This window comes from Lysinibacillus phoenicis (assembly GCF_047238325.1).
In the GTDB taxonomy this organism is placed as follows: domain Bacteria; phylum Bacillota; class Bacilli; order Bacillales_A; family Planococcaceae; genus Lysinibacillus; species Lysinibacillus irui.
This window is the reverse complement of sequence record NZ_JBDFMP010000002.1, coordinates 860,306-880,636: the sequence shown is the minus strand read 5'-3', so window position 1 is coordinate 880,636 and position 20,331 is coordinate 860,306. Positions and strand designations below refer to the sequence as shown.

Below are 20,331 nucleotides of genomic sequence, written 5' to 3'. Positions count from 1 at the left end.
GAAAGGGCTGTCTATTTCAATAGGCAGCCTATTTAATTGATGTCACCCAAGTAAATTGTTGTTTTTTGTCCACGGATAAATTGTTGTAATGGTTCGATGAATGCTTTTGGATAAAGTCTCTTCGTATGTAGCATTTCGATGGGTAGCCATTCTGTTCCAATTTGATGGCTATCGGGATTCGTTGGCTGACAGGAGACCCCATTTAACTGGCATAAAAAATAGTATTCTACTTGGTGTGCATCAGCATCAAAGGCAGCATGTTCATGGTTTTTTCCGATATATTCTCGGATAAATAGAAGCTCTCCAATCTGAACAGAGGAGCCAATTTCTTCAAGACATTCTCTTTGAAGTGCTTCATGAAAGGTCTCTCCATGCTCTTGTCCGCCTCCCGGGAAAAGATAAAAAAAGCCCTCCGGATCTTGATTTTTTGTTAGTAAGATTTCCCCATTCACAATAATGATGGCTTTAACCGAATTTCTTATCATAGGATTCTCCTTTTAATGTTATTTTTACATGGATCATGACTAAAACGCTTCATGAATGTCTACCTTAGTAAAAAGGGGAGATAAAGCGTGTATTCAATGTCCAATTTTAAAATTCTTGTAGACAAACAGGCTGAAATCGATACAATTCATCAGAAATGCGATGACTTAATTCAATCAACTGTTAGACCGAAGCTTGATGCAGAGGTAGAACAGTTTTTAAGTCTCGTTGAACAGCATTTAACGCAGCAAGGCTTTACGATTAAAAAAACGTCAACAGGCTTAATTGCTAATTTTCAAGAAGCTGTTATTAATGTGGATAAACATTCAAAGCATTTGGAAGAGTGCTTTTTTATCAATTTAAATAGCTATGCAGAGGATCAAGTATCCATTGTTTTGGACATTTCACCAATAATGCTACCTAAAATATCCAATCAGCTCGATGGCTATACCGATATTATTGAGCAAATGACCGATAAACTAAAGCAAGCAAAAAGCCTTGAGAAAGCCTGTAATCAACCAACATTTCTCTATAAAACGCAAAGCAATAAAGTTTTCCATTCCGCACAACAAGTAGTGGATTATTATTTTCAGTAATGCGATCGAAGGAGAAGCCACCTTAAAATAATTTAAGGTGGCTCATTTGTGTTATCGTCATTGGATGCGCGCTATCATCCATTATGGATTGAAGTTGCTATTGAATATATTTTCTCCCACAAAGCCACATCGTCAGGGATAGACCCAAGAAGTAAAGTGGCATTGTCAGTAAAGAACCGTTGTGTAGTAAACTCATGCCCGATGTAATGGCACTGACTAATAGGTAATAGCCAAGACTAAAAATAGCGCCGGCTGTACCGATAACATCCTGAAAGTCTACTAATGCAAGACTTAGACAATTAGGAAGTGCAATGCCAGCACCGAGTAGCATTAGAAAAACGGTTAGCATTATGCCTATCGCCAGTATTGTTACGTGCATTGGTACACTACAGATAATTGTTAAAAGAAGTGCACCTATTAGCATCACCAAACAACCAACGTGAATGATCCATTGTGGTGGATGATTTTTGACAAGTCGCTTTGAGATCATGGCTCCAATGATCGAAGCCAGTGCAACGATGATGCCCAGAAACCCATATAGGCCAGGCGTTATCTTGAAATGCTCGATGAAGATAAAAGGTGCTTCAGCATAGTAGCTAAATAGCACACCATTGATGCCTCCGATGAGTAATCCATAAACAAGAACGGTTGGTGAAGCGCAAAGGCGTTTGACGACAGGCCAAATCGCTATTCTTTGTCTTGCTGCAGGATTTGTTGTTTCAGGTAGCCTGCAATAAGCATAGATGAACAACAACATACTCATCACAACAAGAACAAAAAACACAGCCCGAAAGCCTAATGCTTGATCCACCCATCCACCAATCAGTGGCCCTACCGCAGGGGTAAAGGCTATGACGGCTGAAATTTGTGCAAACATGGCGTGTCGTTGACTACCCGTTACACTTTCACGCAAAATGGTCTGCGTAATAATAGAGCCAGTAGCAGCCCCGAACGCTTGAATAAATCGACTTCCTATTAGAAAGGGAAGTGTCTCTGCATAAAAACAAAGTAAGCTCCCAATTCCATAAAAAAGGAGACCGCCTAACATGGCAGGGCGGCGACCAATGATATCAGAAATCCATCCCCAGCCAAAAACTCCTAATGCAAAGCCAATAAAATAGATGCTTAAGGTGAATTGGATAGCGCTATTGGAGACACCAAGTGCAGCTGCAATATCCGGTAGAGATGGTGTATAAATAGTTTCACTAATTTGTGGAAAAGCCACAAGAACAATCATTAACAATAAAGATGGTACTGCCTGTTTTTTCAACATATTGCCCTCCTACAAGCAAATTCTACTTTGTGCTATTACAAGTAGATTGCGTAGCTAGGGAAACGGCGGGACCATTATCAGTATACGTTCATAGGATGTCATGTTGAAATCACCTTTATATGCTTGAAGTAGGAGTGCATAGTCTGGTCCCTATTATAAGCCATTTTACAATATTTAAATAGGAATAATTGCTAAACCTAAAAGAAATTGCTTGTACATGGAAGGGGAATTATGTAAAATAGAACAAACGTTCTTTAAATGTAGAGGAGGAACAAAATTGACATTACAAAGTGAAGATGTATTTCAGCTCACAGAATTGACGGCTAAGGATATTCAAGGATTAATCGAGCTATCGGCTTCTGTTGGGTGGGACTATGATGCTCACGAAATTAAGACAATCATGGCAGCTGGTCGAATAGTCGGTCATAAAAATAAGGAAGGAAAAATTGTTTCATGTGCAGCTATAACGAACTATGATACAAATGTAGCTTCCATTGGCATGGTAATTGTGCATGAGCAATGCAGAGGTTTTGGCTTAGGTAGAGTTGTTACACAAGCTTGTATCGATCATGTTTCAAAGGAAACAACCATTATCCTTGTAGCAACAAAAGAGGGAGAGCCTTTATATGAAAAAATGGGCTTTAGGACGGTTGAGCATGTACATAAATATTTAGCAGACAACTTTGTAGAGACGACAAGGGACGTTGATTCTTTTGTCATGATTAAAGAATTTCAAGAAGCGGAATTTGAACAGCTGGTCAAGCTTGATGCAGGAGCATTTGGGGATCGTAGAGAACTCTTTTTGCGGGAAAGAATTCGGCAGTCCCAGCGCTGTGTTGTTGTGAAAAATGAGCACAACCAATTGATTGGGTACGGTCTAACGATTCAAGGACCCATTTATCTTTTATTAGGACCCATCGTAGCGCCAAATAAGGAAATAGCGCAGAATATTATTAAAGAATTGGCTAAGGGGCATAACGGGAAATTACGTATCGACTGTCCGTCTATCCAAGAGGAGCTTTGGCCATTTTTACAACAAAGTGGTTTTACATTGGCTGCAACACCACCTGTCATGATCCGCAATGCCAAAAAAATGCCTACTCGCAATCAAACATTATTTGCTCTTGCAGCACAAGCATTCGGTTAATAAAAAGTGCGAGCCTAATTGCAGGCTGCGCTTTTTTTTGTTGTCAATAAAGGATTTTAAAGGAATGGTAGAGAATGGTATGGAGGGTAGAGGAGGGGGAGGACATGATGTTTCCAATTTTAGAAACAGACAGACTTAGATTAAGAGAACTCAAAGAGGACGATGTAGGTGCGATTTTTCGTTGCTTTTCAAATCAGGAGGTCACACGCTATTATGGGCAGGAGCCATTTGTCGATAAGCAACAGGCTGATGAATTAATCAAGCATTTTGCCAAAAACTTTGAAGAAAAACGTGGGATTCGTTGGGGCATTGAACATAAGGATTCAAATGAAATTATTGGGACAATTGGGTTTCATTTATGGTCGGCGGCGCATCAACGAGCAGAAATAGGCTATGAAATTCATCCTGATTACTGGCGACAAGGCTATACAAAAGAAGCTGTGCAAAAAGTAATTACCTATGGCTTTGAGACGATGAATTTGAATCGCATCGGAGCTGTTGTCTTTTTAGCAAATGAAGCATCCAATCAGCTACTCAGGAAACTAGGGTTTCAGGAAGAAGGTATATTGAGGGATTATATATATCAAAACGGACAAGCTTATGATACGTTTATCTATTCTTTGTTAAAAAAAGATGAATAGTTTACCTTTGATAAAGTGAAAGAATACTTTTTTACTGAATTGTGGATAATAAATAATGAATTAGGGTGAGTTTTGAGGTTGAGATTTTCGGTTATAGTGCTTATATGAACAATAATTCATTCGTTCTTGAAAATGTAACAGAAGAGGAGCTAGGTGTTATGGAGCAATACAGCACAGCTTATTTTCAGAAGCTAGATTTACTAGCAAGCTTATACGCAGGGCAGGCCGCTTTAAAAGAGACAATACCAACCGAGAAGATCAACCAAATGGAGCGCTATCAACAAATTGAAGCGGCGATTGCGAAGCTAAATAACGAAATAAGACTAATTGAACGGACTATTTTAAAGTCCTCCTATTCCACAGAAAATTGTTAATAGCAGCTCAACCCATGTATGTTCAATACATGGGTTTTTATTTTGAGAAGAAGACTTCTTTTTATGCGCTATCCAGTAATCTGAGCCTGCTAACCGTCACATTAAGCATTCTATCCGCAACATTCGCCGAGCTATCCGCCACATTGAGCGCTCTATCCGCTACTTTCAGGATTCTATCCACTAATTCGCTTACCTTCTCCGGTTCCTTAGCGCAATCTATCGTTCTGCCCAAGCTATCGATTAAATTGGACGCACTATCCGCCAGATTCCCCAAGCTATCCGTCACATTGAGTGTTCTATCCGCTAGTTTCGCCGATCTATCCGCCAAATTGAGTGTTCTATCCGTCACTTTCAGGATTCTATCCACTAATTCGCTTACCTTCTCCGGTTCCTTAGCGCAATCTATCGTTCTGCCCAAGCTATCGATTAAATTGGACGCTCTATCCGCCAGATTCCCCAAGCTAACCGTCACATTAAGCATTCTATCCGCCACATTTGCCAAGCTATCCGTCACTTTCAGGATTCTATCCACTAATTCGCTTACCTTCTCCGGTTCCTTAGCGCAATCTATCGTTCTGCCCGAGCTATCGATTAAATTGAGCGCTCTATCCGCCACTTTAAGCGTTTTATCCACCACATTCGCCGATCTATCCGCCACATTGAGTGTTCTATCCGTCACTTTCAGGATTCTATCCACTAATTCGCTTACCTTCTCCGGTTCCTTAGCGGAATCTATCGTTCTGCCCGAGCTATCGATTAAATTGGACGCTCTATCCGCCACATTCCCCAAGCTATCCGTCACTTTTAGGATTCTATCCACTAATTCGCTTACCTTCTCCGGTTCCTTAGCGCAATCTATCGTTCTGCGCGAGCTATCGATTAAATTGAGCGCTCTATCCGCCACCACATTCGCCGATCTATCCATCACATTGAGTGTTCTATCCGTCACTTTCAGGATTCTATCCACTACTTTGCCCGTTCTATCCGCCACATTTCCTGAGCTATCCATCACTTGCCATCCTCGGTACACAAAAAGACCCTTATAGTCTCACTATAAGGGCGTCTATCTTTTATTGAACAAGGGCTAGCAGAAATTGATCGCGATCTGTTTCCTCTTGCATTTTACTATCGACCAGCATTGCACCTGATTGGACGTTGGTGATGGCGTTGTCTACAAGAAATTGCATATTCACTTTGGCTACTTCATTGTTAACGGGGCAATTTCCCTCGAACTCTACCACGTCTTGGCCCTTTTGGGTTTCGAAATAAACCCAATATGGATTGTCGCAGGCAGAGGCAAAGGCGCTCTCTAATGTTTTTGTACTATTTTCATAGGAATAGTTTTTTACGTATGTAATATATTCATTGTCAGTAATATCCTTTTGTGGACCATAAAAGTACCAGAATACTCCTAAAATACCAATAGGCACAATCCACAATATATTTCTTTTGCTTAATTTCCCCATGCGTTGCATCCCCCTTTATGAGAATATTTTAACATCTTCCTTTGTATTTTTGCTAGCTTACGATAATATTTTCTAATGGGGGTAACAATTTTGTTGATTTCACATGTTTTGAATTCATAGAGTGGTTATGTTAACGTTAGCTAGTAGTTTTGTTTCGAGATAGTCATTTTGGATGAGTGAAGGAGGTTTTTTATGCATAAAAGAAGACGCGGTCTGCTCCTAGTTCTCGTGCTCATGTTAATAGGTCTGTTCCTTTTTTTCGGCATGAAATTAAGGCCAGGCACACAAACAACGACAAGAAATTCTGAGTCCAGCGCAGTCCAAGAGGATGTGTCTGAGAATGTGGGGGACATCGTGCAGGATATAGCCCGTTTAGCGCAAGAGGGAAGAGTGCCAGAAGTCCCCTTTGCTGCGGGAGAAGCCGATCAACAGACGGTTCATGCGCAATGGGGAAAACCTCTGCAAGTAACGGAGTCAGCGAATGGACAATACGAAGAGTATCAGGATGTGACCATCGGCTATCAAGGTTCAAAGGCCTTTGATATTCGTTCATTCAAAGAAGATATGAAGAAAATTCATCTTACAGATATTAAAAACAAGTTAGGGGAACCGGATGAGGTTCGCTACTATCAGGACCCAACGACCAATCAAATTATTTTTGTCTATCAAGTGAATGACAAGTATCAGTTAAAATGGATCTTACCAAAACCGACTGACAGCGATGCTAATCCTGTCGTGCATCATATTTCGGTCTATACAGAACTAACTGAACAAGTAACAGATACAGTAGAACAAATGACATTGGATGAAAAAATCGGGCAAATGATGTTTGCAGGCGTTTCAGGTACGACGCTCCAGCAGGAGACGACAAGTCTCATTCACGACTACAAAGTGGGCGGTTTGATACTGTATGGCAATAATCTTGACACACCACAGCAAACTGTCACACTCATGAATGCCTTAATGGCTGCAAATGTAAATAATCAGCTACCACTTTTTCTAGGAACAGATCAAGAGGGTGGAAAGGTTGTCCGTTTACCTGGACCTTTAAAAAATTTCCCAACGAACCAAAGAATTGGTGACATCAATCAATCATCATTGTCATTTGCGGTGGGTCAATTACTAGGGGAACAACTAAAGGCGTTCGGCTTTAACCTTGATTTTGCCCCTGTACTGGACGTCAATAGCAATCCGAACAACCCCATTATCGGTGATCGCTCGTTTTCCAATGATCCTGATATCGTCAGCAAATTAGGCATAGAAACCATGAAAGGGCTAGAATCCAAGCAGGTCATTCCTGTTGTCAAGCATTTTCCCGGTCATGGGGATACGGCGGTAGATTCCCATTTAGAATTGCCTAAGGTCACAAAAAGTTTGGACGATTTGAATCAACTAGAACTTGTGCCATTTAAAGCAGCCATTGATAACGGTGCTGATGTCGTGATGGTTGCTCATATCTTATTACCTAAGATTGATCCACAGTATCCTTCATCGATGTCGAAGGACGTTATTACAGGTATGTTAAGAGAGCAGCTCGACTTTGACGGTGTAGTAATGACGGATGATATGACCATGAAAGCCATTACCAACCATTTTGATATCGGACGGGCAGCCGTAGATTCTGTGAAGGCGGGTAGTGATGTTATTTTAATTGCCCATGAGTATGCAAATGTGACAGCAGCGATCCAAGCTGTGAAGGCGGCCGTCAACAAGGGAGAGCTAACTGAGGAACGCATTGATGACAGCGTCCGAAGAATCATTGCGCTGAAGCAAAAGTATCAGCTTGCCAATCAACCTGTGAAAGCTGTTGATATTAACAGGCTCAATACAGACATTGAAAAAGTATTGAATATGTATATGAAATAAAGATAGGGAGGGACATACAGTTTGCCATGTATGTTCCTTTTTGTGAGTGCAGGATAGGGGTGAAAACATGGATAAGGATTTCAAATTAGCTAGTACATTATTAACTTTGCTGGATTCTGAACAAAGATGGTTTACCTTAGCGGAGGTTGAAAAAAGCCTCCATATTTCAGATAAAACCATCCGAAAGTTAGTAGAGGAAATCAATGGGCAATTGCCGACAGCGATGACGATTGAGGTTTCTAGAGGGAAGGGAATTTTTCTACAACGAGATGGGCGAAGTAGTACAACCGTTAGTGAAGTGGTTTCTAGCATGTACAGGCAAACCATCTTTTATCGACTAATGAATGTATTGTTTACAAATGGGGATCAGTGGTCAATGGAGGAGCTCGCGGAAGCTATGTTTATGAGCACCTCCTCTTTGAAAAAACTCATTATGCAGTTAAATAATCATGATCTGAAGCCATATAAAATACGCATTACATACTCGACACCAGCCATCAAGGGAAATGAATTAAATATCCGATATTTTTATTGGAAGCTATATGGTGATGCCTATGAATTTACAGGATGGCCATTTACGAATAGTGACTATGATGTGATCCATCAATTAATTACGAAAATAGAGCATGAACAAAACATCGTTTATTTTATCAATGCTAAAAGGAAATTATCTTTTTTAGTTGCGATTGTCCTTGAAAGAGTGAAAACAGGGAACTATGTAAAAGTGACAGAGAGTAATTATCATTGGGAACAGGCATTTTTCTATTTGCCAATAAAAGCCCTTGCGAAGACACTGGAAGATAGATATTCAATTGAATTACCAAAAAGTGAAATGTTTTTTCTGCAGTCTCTCTTTAGTATTAGCCAGTATCATTATTATGAAGAGTCAGACATGACGCCGAGGAAAGAAATCGAATTATATAAAAATAAAGAAGTCGATCAAATGGGCCAACAGTTGTTCACATTGTTGGCAAAGGCTTATCCCCATCTTGAGATGAATGAGCGGTTTATCTTAGAGGTCTATGAGTTCCTTGCCAAGCTGTTAATCGATAATGCCATTCCTGAATGGATGGCGATTTCAAAAAGTAATTTAACAAACTATGTTCAAATCGAGTGTCAACAGATTTATCAAACTATGCAGAACTGTATGCAAAAGTGGCAAAAAGCATACCCCTCAGTGCTTTATAATGACTTTCATTTAACCAAACTCACCTTACTTGTTCGTTCGGGACTTCGCTATAAAAGTAAAAGAGCATTTTTGGTTATCGGAGAGGAGTTTTCAATCCGCCATTACATTGCCAACTTGATCAAGAATGAAATTGGGGACCAATTAATCATTATCACTTCCATTATGAAGGGGCTAACCGACGAAATGGTACAGCTGCACGACATTGATTTTGTTATAAGTAATTTCCCTGTTGTCTTATCAACAGTGCCAGTTGTTATTATTTCAACAATCCCTTCCAAAAGAGATTTAGACAATATTCGGAAAGAATTGCTTCAGTAATTTGGTCAATTATTTCCCGTACACTCCGTAACATTCTGGTCTAGTTTGTCGAGATAAAAAAATCTTATACTCATAGTAGTTTTTGAACGGATTTCTATTTAGGGAAAATTTGTTTGGAAATGGCTATGAGTATTTTTTTATCGGTAAATGAAAACGGTTACCTAATTATATTTGAGATACATTGACAGGACTTGGAGGGTTAAAGATGAGTAGACATTTAGGTGCAAAAAAGGGAGAAATAGCTGAGCGAGTATTGCTGCCTGGAGATCCTTTACGCGCAAGATTTGTTGCGGAGCATTTTTTAGAGAAGGCTTATTGTTATAACGAAGTAAGAGGGATGTATGGTTATACAGGCATGTACAAAGGTGTGCCAATTTCTGTTCAGGGGACAGGAATGGGCAATCCATCGATGAGTATATACGGGACGGAATTGGTCAATGATTATGGCGTGAAAAAATTGATTCGAATCGGTACATGTGGGGCGATGCAAAAGGACATTAATATCCGTGATATTATTTTAGCCCAGGCAGTGTCCTCAGATAGTAATTTGACGGAAAAAATATTCTACGGAAATAATTATGCACCAACAGCCGATTTTTCCCTGTTAATGAAGGCCTATCAACAAGCGCAAGGTAAAAAAGGTAATGTCTTTGTGGGTAACATTTATAATTCTGATGAATTTTATCGTGAAACATTAGACAGGCTTCACAAGTTTATGGAATTCGGTGTATTAGGTGTAGAAATGGAAAGCACGGCCCTCTATACACTAGCTGCTAAATACGGGGTACAGGCATTATCGATTTTGACGGTAGGTAGTCAATTATTAACAAATGAATGCTTAACCCACGAAGAAAGTGAAAAATCCTTTTATGAAATGGTTGACGTTGCACTTAATACAATCATCGATGAATCGTAAGGAAAGCGGTAGATTTGTGGAAGTCCTTTAGCAATTATTCTAGAACTAGGATTAATATGGAAGGAAAAACATTCACATTACGTTATAAAGATTGTTAGTTACGGAGGGGACAAGATGCATTTTTTAATTTCTATAGTAGGTCTAATTCTAGTTCTATTCTTAGCATGGGTTGCAAGTAATAATAAGAAAAAGATTAAATATCGCCCCATCATGGTGATGATTGTAATCCAATTTGTGCTAGGCTTTCTTTTACTTAAAACGGGAATTGGTGAATTTTTAATTAAAGGTTTTGCGGATAGTTTTGCCAAATTACTGGAGTATGCGAATGAAGGCACTAATTTTGTATTCGGTGGGATGGCTAATGAAGGCGCTCATACATTTTTCCTTTTTGTTTTAATGCCGATTGTTTTTATGTCCGCTATCATCGGAATATTGCAACATTATAAAATTCTGCCGTTTATTATCAAGTATATTGGGTTAGTCCTAAGTAAAATTAATGGCATGGGAAAACTAGAATCCTATAATGCGGTGGCAGCTGCAATAGTAGGCCAAAATGAAGTATTTATTTCGGTGAAAAACCAAATTGGATTTTTACCGAAACATCGTCTGTATACTTTATGTGCTTCAGCTATGTCAACTGTTTCGATGTCCATTGTTGGCTCCTATATGACGATGCTAGAGCCCAAGTATGTCGTGGCAGCACTCTTATTAAATTTATTTGGTGGTTTCATCATTGCCTCCATCATTAACCCGTATGAAGTGCAAGCGGAGGAAGATATAATTGAAGTGCAGGAAGGCGAAAAGCAAACGTTTTTTGAAATGCTAGGCGAATATATTATGGATGGTTTTAAAGTAGCCATCATCGTTGGGGTCATGTTGGTAGGATTTGTTGGCTTAATTGCCTTGATTAATGGCCTATTTAACGGGATTTTCGGCATCTCATTCCAGGGCATTCTAGGCTATGTTTTCGCACCGGTTGCCTTTGTTATGGGTGTACCATGGCATGAGGCTGTTAATGCTGGTAGTATTATGGCGACAAAGCTGGTGGCCAATGAATTTGTTGCCATGCTTGACTTCGTTAAAATCCAAGATAGCTTAAGTGAGCGTACAGCAGCCATTGTCTCTGTTTTCCTTATATCCTTTGCTAACTTTGGTTCCATTGGTACGATTGTAGGTGCAGTAAAAGGGTTAAACGAAAAGCAAGGCAATGTAGTGGCTCGTTTTGGATTAAAATTGCTCTACGGTGCCTCCCTTGTAAGCGTTCTCTCGGCGATCATTATCGGCATTGTATTTTAAGGAGATTCATAATTATAGGCACCAATGAAAATTGGACAATTCATTGAATTGGAAATTCAGAAAATAAAGGATAAGATTCTACCAAGTGAACTGCATTCTATTTTGTAGACAGTTTAATAAAAAGGGATGTAGTTGTTCATACGCTGCGATCAGATGACTTCGGTAAGTTGCTGGGGTCATCTTTTTTAATGTCTAATGCTTTTTTGTGTGGTTGTAATGATTCATATAATCCATCACAAGTGTATGTAATTCTGCTAAACTTTCTGCTTTTTGTCTAAAGTTCGCGGACGACCTGTGTTTCCTTTTCCACCATAGGTTTGAAACGGCACGATTAGATACTAAAGCGACATTCGGATTCGCTTCAATTTGTCTGCGTTGATGAATAGGAACACTTTTTTTAAAGTGTCCACTATTGGGTGTTCTGTTCTGTAAATATGTATGTCTCTTTTATTTTTCGATATTCCTATATGAAGATTAAATAAAGATCCTAGCAATGTCGTTGATTCTAATTACTCACTCGCTTAATATGAATATGTAAATAGAACATTTAATAATTAAGCAGGGGATAAAAATGGTTGATCCGATATTAATTATAGAAGATGAGGATATTTTAAGAGAGATTCTTAAAGATTATTTCTTGAATGCAGGTTATTCAGTGTTAGAAGCTAAAGATGGTGAAGAGGCACTGCAGGTTTTTCAAGAAAATGAGCTGAGTTTAATTATTTTAGATATTATGCTACCAAAATTGGATGGATGGACGATATGCCGTCGCATACGGAAAACTTCAAATATCCCGATTATCATGTTGACTGCTCGTGCAGATGAAGATGACACATTACTAGGCTTTGAATTGGGAGCCGATGATTATGTGACGAAACCATACAATCCACTCGTTTTATTGGCACGTTCTAAAAGACTGTTACATCATCGGGAGCAAAAAAATGATGTAGCAGGTGACTATCTGGAATGTGGTGGCATCAAAATTCATATACCTTCTAGGACTGTACAAGTGAATAATAAAGAGATTTCTTTGACGCATACAGAATATGAAATGCTTTTATATTTAATGGAAAATAAAGGGATTGTTATAACGAGAGATCAGATTATAACCAAAATATGGGGCTATGAATATTTTGGAGATGACCGAACACTTAATAGTCACATGCGAAATTTGCGAAACAAATTAGGAGACCATTCTACTTGTATTAAAACGATCGTTCGAACAGGATATAAATTCGAGGATATACAATGAAGCGAGGAATTGTATATAAGTTGTTTTTACTAACCACTATGCTGTGTGTACTTATCTTGGCTACCATTTTTGTAGGGCAAACTATATTCTTCAAACAATTTTATATCAATAAAAAAGTAGGAGATTTAGAATCCAATTTAACTGTATTTGAAAAAGAGTATCAAAAAAATAGTCATGACATGACGAAAATTCAACAGTTAGTGAGGGATTTTACTGATGAAAATAATGCTTGGATTACAATATTGGATCAGTCCGGTCATTTAAAGCATGAGGATGATTTCTATATTGAAGTGCAATTGCATGAGGATTATCAAACTATGGTTGGATTGAAAACAATAAAAGTTCCTTTATATGTCATTGATGGAGAAAATCCGGTCCAGTTATCGGAATCATTGTTGAAGAATAGTCAAGTAAATTTAATCGGAATACTAAAAGAGTCGCAATTAACTCCAATTGAAATGATAATAGAAAATGAAACATATACAAACCCTAATCTATTGGAAAAATCTTTAACCTACAGGAATAACTTACTTTATAAAAAAATAGGGAGACCGAGGGAAAAGCTAAAGGAGTTATATGCCTCTAATGAAAATTCTGATATGGTTCATCTGGAGGGTAAAATTATTAGTTTTCAATTTCCACAAAGTAATAATTTATCCATAATTTATTCTAATTTACTATTTTTAGAGCAAATTAAAGATTTTCAAAATAAGATATTATTAAATGAACTGGATTTTCAGAATTTTACTACTCAACAAAGTAATTATGTACAAAACGACATTAAATACAAAATTTTAATAACAAAATCTGATGAAACAAACTCCTATATATTTTCAATGGCTTCACTTCAGCCAGTGGATGAAGCTGTTCAAATGATTGAGGAATATTATATTTACATTGTTGCTTTTGTTTTTATATTGATATTATTGGCATCTTTTTACTATTCAGTGAAAATAGCCAAGCCGTTATTGAGAATCAACCGTACTACAGAGAAAATAGCAAATTTAGATTTTTCTGAGACAATTGCTGTTCATTCACAGGATGAGATTGGAGATTTATCAAGGAATATCAATGTACTTTCGAACAGATTAAGTATGTATATTGACCAGCTACAGCAAGATATTGAAAAGGAAAAAAAGCTAGAGAATACGCGAAAAGAATTTATTTCTGGTGTATCACATGAGTTAAAAACACCCATAAGTATTATGAAAAGCTGCATAACAATATTGAGAGGAAATGTTGCAAATCATAAGAAAGAATATTACTTCGATGCATTGGAACAAGAAGTGGATAAGATGGATTTATTGATTATCGATATGCTTGAATTAGCAAAGTATGAATCGGGTACGTATAAAATGCAAATGGATGCTTTTTATATCCATTCGCTGTTAGAAGAAATTTGCCAAAAACTTATGCCTGAAATTGAGCAAAAACAATTACGAGTTGAGACCCACTTATTACAGATTGAAGTAGTTGCTAACCAACGCCGTATCGAGCAGGTTCTTATGAATTTTTTGACGAATGCTATTCGGTACTCGCCTGCGCAAGAAAGTATAATTGTGGCGATTGAGGCAGAAGGGAAACAGGTAAGAATTAGTGTTGAGAATAAGGGGGCTCAAATTGAAAAAGATCATTTAGAGAAAATTTGGGAGCGCTTTTACAGAATTGATGCTTCTAGAAAAAGATCTGAAGGTGGAACTGGCTTGGGACTGGCAATTTCAAAAAATATATTAATGCTCCATGGAGTTGAATACGGTGTTTGCAATACATCCGATGGAGTAGAATTTTATTTTTATTTACCAATAAAAGAGTGAGACAAGCTCATACAAACGGTTTTATAAACCTTTTGTATGAGCTTTTTTAATTGTAGCAAAGGCATTACATTGAAAATTAATTGTGTGAAATTTTCTACTTATGGTCACTTTTCCATCAGCTGGCCAAAAGCAACTTCAATTTAAATGAATTTTCATTTCGAATCCACCTCATCTTGATTTTATCTTTACATAGTTCAGCAATAATAGTTTATGTAATACAAAATAACTGAAAAGAGGGAATAAGATGAGTAAAAAAAATTTAATCATGGCTTTTGGTATTTCAGCATTTTTATTAGGTAGTGGGCATACTTACGCTAAACAAATTCAGAAAGATGCAGATGCATCAGTAAAATCCGCTCAAATAGTTAGCACACAAACCGACGAAACAATAAAACAAAAAAGTAACGAGCAACCAACGCAATTTAGTTTTACTGATGAGGCTTTCTTTACAACAAATAGTCAGCCTGATTTCTTTGCTAATGATTTTTTAAATAATTCAGACCTATTTTCTTTATTAGATATGACTCCAGGAGAATTGAAACAAAATTTGGATACTGGTAAATCGGTTGTAGAAATCGCAGCATCTAAGAATATATCTACACAAGATGTAATAGAAGTTATAGCAAAAGAACAATTAAAACGACAGTTTGAAGGAGAAGAAAAAGAAGCAACAGAGGAAATGATAGAAGATTTAAAAGTAAAAGTGTTACATGTAATTGAATACAAAAGTAATTGATCCATACAAGGAGGTAATAATTTTTTGTAGCATTTTAGAAAAAAGTTAAACTTTTATCTATTAGTAAGAATACAGATTATACAAATAGTTCTATGAACATTTGTATAATCTGTTCTTTTTTATAGACTCTGAATAAATTTAAGTTTTATCTGTCTTAATGTCCATGTGTTTAGCATTTTGAACACTTTTTATAGGCAGTATAGACAAATAGTTATTTGAGTTCTTATTTAAATCAATTCTACTTTGACCCCATTAATAATATGGAAAGTAACTGCTATAAATTTTACCTTCTGTTTACTTTATTTTTTCCTGTAATTGGTTTTCGTTACATATAATGATTAATAAGGGCGACAAAGAGTTTTCGTTGTTCCTGATAATCTTAAGCAAACCTAACAAGGAGGCAATTCTGTCATGAAAAGAAAACTATCTGGGGTGTTAGCGGCTTCATTAGCGCTAACGATATTCCTCCCAACTAACGCGATGGCGTTTTCTAGTAGCAGTCAGACTACCATTGTAGCTAGTCAAGAAGTAGTGGCTAGCCAAGAATTGAAAAAGATTGCAGCAGAGAAGGCTGCATTACTCATGAAATCCTATGAGACAATTAGTGTGCAATATGCGCTAATTGATAATGGCAAAATCGTTTTGTCGGGTCAAACCGGCAAGAACGATATAAAAGGGAAGCAGCCGTTAACCAAAGATACGCTATATGGGATTGGCTCAGTTAGTAAAGTATATACAGCGGCAGCTGTAATGAGATTGGTTGACGAAGGAAAAGTCGATTTGGATACGCCTGTTTTCCACTATGTTTCTGATTTCAAGATGAAGGATGAGCGGTATAAAAAAATTACGCCGCGTATGTTATTGAACCACTCTTCCGGCATACAAGGTACTATGTTTACTAATGCATTTTTATTTGAGGATAATGATACCTATGCCCATGATAACTTGTTGCGACAATTATCCGACAAGACCTTAAAAGCAGATCCTGGTGCATTTTCAGTATACTGTAATGATGGCTTTACGTTGGCCGAAATTTTAGTTGAAAGAGTTAGCGGTTTAAGCTTTACAGAATTTCTACACGAGCAGTTTACAGAACCATTAAAGCTCCATCATACAAAAACACCACAGGATAATTGGGAAGATGCAAAATGGGCTGGCCTTTATTTTCCAACATACAAGGGGCAGCTTCCTGCTGAATCCGTAAATGTAATTGGCACAGGAGGGATTTCTTCAACTGCGGAGGATGTGGTGCGATTCTCACAATTATTTATGGGGCAGGGAAAAGGAATCCTCTCTGATAAAGCAGTCAAAGCGATGGAGCAAGAGGAATATAAAAAAGGTATGTGGCCAGGCGATGGAGATAATAGCATCAACTATGGACTTGGATGGGATAGTGTGAAGCTTTATCCATTCAGTGAATATGGGATAAAGGGCTTGGCTAAAGGCGGCGACACGGGATTACAACATGCTTCACTAGTGGTGCTTCCAGAACAGAAAATGGCGGTGGCTGTATTATCATCAGGTGGCAGCAGCGTGACAAATCAAATGATGGCTAATGATTTATTGCTCGCAGCCCTAAAAGAGAAGGGTACAATTAACGAGATTAAGCCAAACAAATCCTTTGGCAAGCCGAACAAGGCAAAGATGCCTCAAGATGTAGCAAAGAAAGCGGGCTTATATGGTAATAGTTACGGTCATTTCAAAATAGAAATTACGAAAAATGGGGAACTATTATTACCAAATTATACAGAAGAAAAATTTGTATATACCGCAGATGGTAGCTTTATGAATGAGGAGGGTACCTCCAAGCTTAACTTTGTCAGTGAGAAGAATGGAAGAACTTATTTGAAAGAGAGTACCTATCAAACAACACCAGGTTTTGGGGAAGTTGCGGTGACTCACTATTTAGCTGAGAAACTAGAAGACAATGTACTGTCGAAGGAAACAGCTGCTGCATGGGCGAAGCGAGAGGGCGTTAAGTTCTATCTCGTGAATGAGAAATTCAGTTCGGCTCAATATCTTCTACCAATGATGCTTATCAAACAAATTAATCGCGATGACAATTTTGAAGGTTATTGGGAGAGCAGAAAAATTACTGGCCCAAACTCTGCGGGACATCAACTCCAGATTCCTGTGATGAATGGTCGTGATATGACAGAAGCTCGTTTCTATAGTGAAGACGGTGTTGAATATATGGAGATGGCCGGATTGTTATACGTTAGTGGGTCAAATTTAAAACCACTTGATTCAGGTCAATCATCCAAAGTTACACTGCATGCAAATGGTCAAGCTAAATGGTTTACAATACCACAAGCGGCAGCAGGAAAAACGATGACTGTGTCGTTGCCTTCCAAAAGTTCATTCGCGGTATATGATGAGGCAGGAGTATGTGTCAATTTTACCGTTGTGAGTGGCAAAAACAAAGTAAAACTGCCGAAGAACGGAACGGTTGTATTTGCCGGCGCACCTAACTCGGAATTTACCATCACGCTGAACTAACTAGCATACTTAACAAAACCAGTTATTACAGAAAAAAAGTGTTTAGCTGGTTTTGTTTAATCCTTTCAGATTGATTTCTTGGCGAAGCATATTTCTCCCCCGATTGGAAATTAAAAATTTTTGAAGGGTCTTCTATCAAAGATTTTAGTAAGTGATATTTTATATTGTTTACAGTAAAATAATAGTAGAGTATTTCACTTTAAACTCAACTAATCTGATTAGTTGGGTTTTGTGTTTTTCTAGAAAAATCTACTAAACTTTTAAAAGAAGATGTGATAATCAATGGGGAAAATGGCCATTTTGGCAGAGAAACCTTCTCAAGCAAGAGCCTATGCTGATGCATTTAAAATTAAACAAAAAGAGAAAGTATTTATTGAATTGGAACCGTGTTCTACTTTTCCTGAAGGAGCCATCATTACCTGGGCAGTTGGTCATCTTGTTGAGTTAAAGGAACCGAAAGAATATCAAAAGGAATGGGAGAAATGGTCGCTGTCCTCATTACCGATCATTCCGCAGAAATTTGAAGATAAAGTCGTTTCTAAAATGTATACACAGTTCAATGCTGTAAAAAAAATCTTTCATGATCCGCAAGTGACGATGATCTATAACTGCTGTGATAGTGAGCGTGAGGGTTCAAATATCTTTTACTCCCTTTTAAAAATGACGAAAGTAAATAAGCCTGTGAAACGATTATGGATCAATTCATTAGAGGTGGAGGAAATTCGGAAAGGCTTTAATAATATGCAGAGTAATGAGCGTGATTTGCTGATGTATCAAGAAGCAAAAACGCGTCAAATTAGCGATTGGCTCGTAGGGATGAACTGTAGTCGCCTCTATACACTACTTTTACAGAAGAAAGGCTTTAAGGGGAGTATCTCCATTGGACGTGTGCAATCGCCAACTGTCTATCTAATTTATAAAAGACAGCAGGAAATTGAACAGTTCAAGCCTGAACATTTTTATGAAATTGAAGGGGTTTTTAAAGCGCAGAATGGTGTGTACAAGGGGAAGGCCAAGTTAAAAACAAAAGAGCGTGCAGAGGCCGTGCAATTCCTGCAACAACATGGGATTGAACCAATGGATATAGGTCAAATTACGAGTGTCACGAACAAAACGAAACGGATTGCACCGCCCAAACTACATGCACTATCCACATTACAAGCAGCTGCCAATAAACGTTGGAAATATAGTCCGTCCTATGTGTTGAAACTTACGCAATCACTTTATGAGAAAAAGCTTGTTTCTTACCCACGTACCGATTCACAGCTCATTACGCAAAATGAGTTTGCCTATTTAAATGAATCTCTGGGTAACTATCAAAAGCTTGTAGGGAAGTCCTTTCATACGATCAATCGAGGGTCAAACAAACGTTACGTCGACAATGCCAACGTTGGGGAGCATTATGCCATAATTCCAACGAGAAAGGTACCGACAGAAAAAGCGCTACAATCGATGAATACGGATGAACGCAATGTTTATTTCGAAATCATCAATACGACACTGGCCATGTTTCACCAAGATTATGAATACGATGAAAAAACGATTATCACAAATGTCAAAAATGTAGAATTTAAAACGGTAGGGAAAACGGAGCTTGTAAAAGGCTGGAAAGAGTTGTTTTCAAGTGATAAAGACGTGCAGGCTCGTGACGAGTCATTACCTGTCGTAAGCAAAGATGAAATGGTACAATGTCAGGTCGCTATTTTAGAAGGCACAACAACCCCTCCTAAGCCCTATACAGAAGGGCAACTCATTACGATGATGAAAACATGTGGTAAATCCGTGGAGAATGAAGAAGAAATCGAGGTACTCAAATCGATTGAAGGTATTGGGACAGAAGCAACGCGAAGCGGCATAATCGAGACGATTAAAAAGCATGGATTTATTGAAGTACGAAAAAACATCGTGAGCATAATGCCAAAAGGGGAGCTTTTATGTCGGGCCATTGAAGGAACATTGCTGTCCAGTCCATCGATGACAGCAAAATGGGAAATTTACTTACATAAAATTGGACGTGGCGAAGGCTCTGCAAAGCATTTTATTGATAGTATTGGCAAGTTTATTAATCAATTAATACAGGATGTGCCTCAACAGCTAGAGTCACTTACAATTGAAGCTGAGCACTTTAAACCAGCTACTGCGAAAGAGATTGTGACGTGTCCAACATGTAAAGTAGGAAAAATAGGTTTGCGCAAAAGCTTTTATGGCTGTTCGAATTATAAAAATGGCTGTAAGCAAACGTTCCCAGAAAGGCTACTAGGCAAAAAACTAACGGAAAAGAACATACATGATTTATGCAAGATGGGTAAAACTGCCGTGATGAAAGGCTTTAAATCAAAAAATGGTAAACCATTTAATGCGGCACTCCGCTTGGTAGAAGGAAAGATTGAATTTGAGTTTAATGAAAAATAAACGCTGATGTTTGCTTTGAAGAATGAGTTTGCTGAAGGGTAGTTTTTGAAGGT

General features: G+C 38.0%; 17 protein-coding genes. 13 read left to right on the top strand and 4 right to left on the bottom strand.

The window, feature by feature from the left end; translation table 11 throughout:
- Positions 1-32: 32 nt before the first annotated feature.
- Complete coding sequence (locus ABC382_RS05830; RefSeq protein ID WP_274796799.1) at positions 33-485, bottom strand: NUDIX domain-containing protein; 453 nt, start codon at positions 483-485, stop codon at positions 33-35.
- A gap of 96 nt (positions 486-581) precedes the next feature.
- Here ABC382_RS05830 and ABC382_RS05825 point away from each other — a divergent pair, with 96 nt between their 5' ends.
- Entirely contained in the window at positions 582-1,079 is a 498-nt protein-coding gene (locus ABC382_RS05825) for a hypothetical protein (protein ID WP_322611780.1), read from the top strand.
- 97 nt (positions 1,080-1,176) lie between these two features.
- Here ABC382_RS05825 and ABC382_RS05820 read toward each other — a convergent pair whose 3' ends face one another.
- Positions 1,177-2,349: a multidrug effflux MFS transporter gene (locus ABC382_RS05820; RefSeq protein ID WP_322611779.1), complete on the bottom strand. Its 1,173-nt coding sequence runs from the start codon at positions 2,347-2,349 to the stop codon at positions 1,177-1,179.
- A gap of 280 nt (positions 2,350-2,629) precedes the next feature.
- On the opposite strand from ABC382_RS05820, the gene ABC382_RS05815 reads away from it, so the two are divergent.
- The 3 genes from ABC382_RS05815 (at position 2,630) to ABC382_RS05805 (ending at position 4,514) form a co-directional block, all read left to right on the top strand.
- Positions 2,630-3,499, top strand: a complete 870-nt coding sequence (locus ABC382_RS05815; protein ID WP_312506278.1) for a GNAT family N-acetyltransferase — start codon at positions 2,630-2,632, stop codon at positions 3,497-3,499.
- A gap of 107 nt (positions 3,500-3,606) precedes the next feature.
- Positions 3,607-4,140: a GNAT family N-acetyltransferase gene (locus tag ABC382_RS05810; RefSeq protein ID WP_322605196.1), complete on the top strand. Its 534-nt coding sequence runs from the start codon at positions 3,607-3,609 to the stop codon at positions 4,138-4,140.
- A 65-nt stretch (positions 4,141-4,205) separates the two neighbouring features.
- Positions 4,206-4,514 (top strand): hypothetical protein, encoded by a 309-nt coding sequence (locus ABC382_RS05805; RefSeq protein ID WP_274796801.1) that lies wholly within the window; start codon positions 4,206-4,208, stop codon positions 4,512-4,514.
- 61 nt (positions 4,515-4,575) lie between these two features.
- Here ABC382_RS05805 and ABC382_RS05800 read toward each other — a convergent pair whose 3' ends face one another.
- Together ABC382_RS05800 and ABC382_RS05795 are read right to left on the bottom strand one after the other, a co-directional pair.
- A complete protein-coding gene (locus ABC382_RS05800) occupies positions 4,576-5,523 on the bottom strand; it encodes a cullin alpha solenoid domain-containing protein (protein WP_412926658.1) in 948 nt (315 codons plus the stop codon).
- 61 nt (positions 5,524-5,584) lie between these two features.
- Positions 5,585-5,980 (bottom strand): glucosamine 6-phosphate synthetase, encoded by a 396-nt coding sequence (locus tag ABC382_RS05795; RefSeq protein WP_274796802.1) that lies wholly within the window; start codon positions 5,978-5,980, stop codon positions 5,585-5,587.
- 192 nt (positions 5,981-6,172) lie between these two features.
- Here ABC382_RS05795 and nagZ point away from each other — a divergent pair, with 192 nt between their 5' ends.
- From nagZ to ABC382_RS05750, 9 genes are all read left to right on the top strand, one after another.
- Positions 6,173-7,846, top strand: a complete 1,674-nt coding sequence (gene nagZ, locus ABC382_RS05790; protein WP_322611708.1) for a beta-N-acetylhexosaminidase — start codon at positions 6,173-6,175, stop codon at positions 7,844-7,846.
- Positions 7,847-7,913: 67 nt separating this feature from the next.
- The gene (locus ABC382_RS05785) at positions 7,914-9,353 is read left to right on the top strand and encodes an AcpB/EbpR/MafR family transcriptional regulator (protein WP_322611707.1); all 1,440 of its coding nucleotides are present in this window, start codon (positions 7,914-7,916) and stop codon (positions 9,351-9,353) included.
- A 205-nt stretch (positions 9,354-9,558) separates the two neighbouring features.
- Positions 9,559-10,269, top strand: a complete 711-nt coding sequence (deoD, locus tag ABC382_RS05780) for a purine-nucleoside phosphorylase (protein ID WP_322611706.1) — start codon at positions 9,559-9,561, stop codon at positions 10,267-10,269.
- A gap of 114 nt (positions 10,270-10,383) precedes the next feature.
- A complete protein-coding gene (locus ABC382_RS05775) occupies positions 10,384-11,565 on the top strand; it encodes a NupC/NupG family nucleoside CNT transporter (RefSeq protein ID WP_322611705.1) in 1,182 nt (393 codons plus the stop codon).
- A gap of 571 nt (positions 11,566-12,136) precedes the next feature.
- The gene (locus ABC382_RS05770; RefSeq protein ID WP_322611704.1) at positions 12,137-12,817 is read left to right on the top strand and encodes a response regulator transcription factor; all 681 of its coding nucleotides are present in this window, start codon (positions 12,137-12,139) and stop codon (positions 12,815-12,817) included.
- A complete protein-coding gene (locus ABC382_RS05765; RefSeq protein WP_322611703.1) occupies positions 12,814-14,631 on the top strand; it encodes a sensor histidine kinase in 1,818 nt (605 codons plus the stop codon). The genes ABC382_RS05770 and ABC382_RS05765 overlap by 4 nt, the downstream gene beginning before the upstream one ends.
- Before the next feature lie 244 nt (positions 14,632-14,875).
- A complete protein-coding gene (locus tag ABC382_RS05760; protein WP_322611702.1) occupies positions 14,876-15,367 on the top strand; it encodes a hypothetical protein in 492 nt (163 codons plus the stop codon).
- A gap of 411 nt (positions 15,368-15,778) precedes the next feature.
- Positions 15,779-17,866 (top strand): serine hydrolase domain-containing protein, encoded by a 2,088-nt coding sequence (locus ABC382_RS05755; RefSeq protein ID WP_322611701.1) that lies wholly within the window; start codon positions 15,779-15,781, stop codon positions 17,864-17,866.
- Positions 17,867-18,148: 282 nt separating this feature from the next.
- Positions 18,149-20,278 (top strand): type IA DNA topoisomerase, encoded by a 2,130-nt coding sequence (locus ABC382_RS05750; protein WP_322611700.1) that lies wholly within the window; start codon positions 18,149-18,151, stop codon positions 20,276-20,278.
- Positions 20,279-20,331: the final 53 nt, after the last annotated feature.

Bases quoted from the DNA above. Each gene is read 5' to 3' on its own strand.
- deoD (WP_322611706.1), top strand. From the start codon at position 9,559: ATGAGTAGACATTTAGGTGCAAAAAAGGGAGAAATAGCTGAGCGAGTA.
- ABC382_RS05825 (WP_322611780.1), top strand. From the start codon at position 582: ATGTCCAATTTTAAAATTCTTGTAGACAAACAGGCTGAAATCGATACA.
- ABC382_RS05770 (WP_322611704.1), top strand. From the start codon at position 12,137: ATGGTTGATCCGATATTAATTATAGAAGATGAGGATATTTTAAGAGAG.
- ABC382_RS05830 (WP_274796799.1), bottom strand. From the start codon at position 485: ATGATAAGAAATTCGGTTAAAGCCATCATTATTGTGAATGGGGAAATC.
- ABC382_RS05810 (WP_322605196.1), top strand. From the start codon at position 3,607: ATGTTTCCAATTTTAGAAACAGACAGACTTAGATTAAGAGAACTCAAA.
- ABC382_RS05750 (WP_322611700.1), top strand. From the start codon at position 18,149: ATGGGGAAAATGGCCATTTTGGCAGAGAAACCTTCTCAAGCAAGAGCC.
- nagZ (WP_322611708.1), top strand. From the start codon at position 6,173: ATGCATAAAAGAAGACGCGGTCTGCTCCTAGTTCTCGTGCTCATGTTA.
- ABC382_RS05795 (WP_274796802.1), bottom strand. From the start codon at position 5,980: ATGGGGAAATTAAGCAAAAGAAATATATTGTGGATTGTGCCTATTGGT.
- ABC382_RS05765 (WP_322611703.1), top strand. From the start codon at position 12,814: ATGAAGCGAGGAATTGTATATAAGTTGTTTTTACTAACCACTATGCTG.
- ABC382_RS05800 (WP_412926658.1), bottom strand. From the start codon at position 5,523: ATGGATAGCTCAGGAAATGTGGCGGATAGAACGGGCAAAGTAGTGGAT.
- ABC382_RS05785 (WP_322611707.1), top strand. From the start codon at position 7,914: ATGGATAAGGATTTCAAATTAGCTAGTACATTATTAACTTTGCTGGAT.
- ABC382_RS05775 (WP_322611705.1), top strand. From the start codon at position 10,384: ATGCATTTTTTAATTTCTATAGTAGGTCTAATTCTAGTTCTATTCTTA.
- ABC382_RS05760 (WP_322611702.1), top strand. From the start codon at position 14,876: ATGAGTAAAAAAAATTTAATCATGGCTTTTGGTATTTCAGCATTTTTA.
- ABC382_RS05755 (WP_322611701.1), top strand. From the start codon at position 15,779: ATGAAAAGAAAACTATCTGGGGTGTTAGCGGCTTCATTAGCGCTAACG.